A 1,073-nucleotide genomic window follows, 5' to 3' on the forward strand; every position below is an offset into this window, starting at 1 on the left:
ATAGCTGGCTGTGCTGATGATATGCTTGCGCTTTACTCACAATATGACTAGTAGAACGCTTCTGAAGTAACGTTCATGTTCAACTATCGCTCCAACCCATGTTTCCATCGAGAAGGAACCCGAATTAAGAGAGATACGCTAATATTTTTTTACTTGAGTCGAGAACGTTGGGAACCAAAGGTATTATTATTGCTCCGCAATCGGCAGTATTTTGTTACGCTAACGGGGAACGATAGTTGAACAATCAAGGAGTAGTTTGCTGCGGCAGCTGCTCCCTTTTTTTGTTAAGCTAACGGGCAGAATAGTGCAAAATTTGGTCCCCCTAGACTGTAATTAGGAGAACCCAAAATTCTCTATTTAGTTATGGATAAAAATGGTATTGTGATACTAATGGAAAATGATTTAGGGGAGGTCGAAAAAGTTTGGAGCTTAGTCAATTCAAATACACTGTCAGAATTCATTCGGGGATAAATGTAATTATTTCTATGGCTATTTTATGTGCACTCCTCTTTCTAATAAATGGATCATTGAATGAAAAGGACAGTACGATACTGCGGTTCACCGTAATTGTGATGTTCTGTTTTTGTACAGTAGTCATGTTATGGTCCATATATCGAACATTCAAGAAGCCAATTGAGCTATACCTGCATCATGACACGATCTTAGTAAATGGACGAATAATTAAAGCGGAGCAAATTAAGGTCATCATGAGCATGGGGGATTTCATAATTCCTGTTATTGGAATAAAGCCTTATGGAGCACAAATTGTCCCAATCAGTATGTGTTTTAGGTTTGTAAAGAATGGAGAGAAAGGCGCAGCGAATTTGGCTAATTGGGCAGAAAGGAACAAGGTGAAATTTGACAATACCTTTTTTATTAGATGGATATAAGATGTGAATGGAAATTAAGTGGTCGTTGAACTAACGGAGGACTTTAGTTGAACAAATAAGGGGCAGTTTGCTATGAACTGTAACCCGAAAGATAGACACTTTAGAAAAAGTGCCCATCTTTCGGGTTTTTGTGTTTTAATAAAAAATACTACAATGAATGAGGTAAACCTACACCATGTCCAA

1 protein-coding gene is annotated in these 1,073 nt (G+C 37.8%); it reads left to right on the plus strand.

The window, feature by feature from the left end; all coding sequences use genetic code 11:
- The first annotated feature begins 422 nt into the window (after positions 1–422).
- Positions 423–890 (plus strand): hypothetical protein, encoded by a 468-nt coding sequence (locus AC0YN7_RS29680; RefSeq protein WP_475813607.1) that lies wholly within the window; start codon positions 423–425, stop codon positions 888–890.
- Positions 891–1,073 lie beyond the last annotated feature (183 nt).

This window comes from Paenibacillus sp. J31R122 (assembly GCF_056269185.1).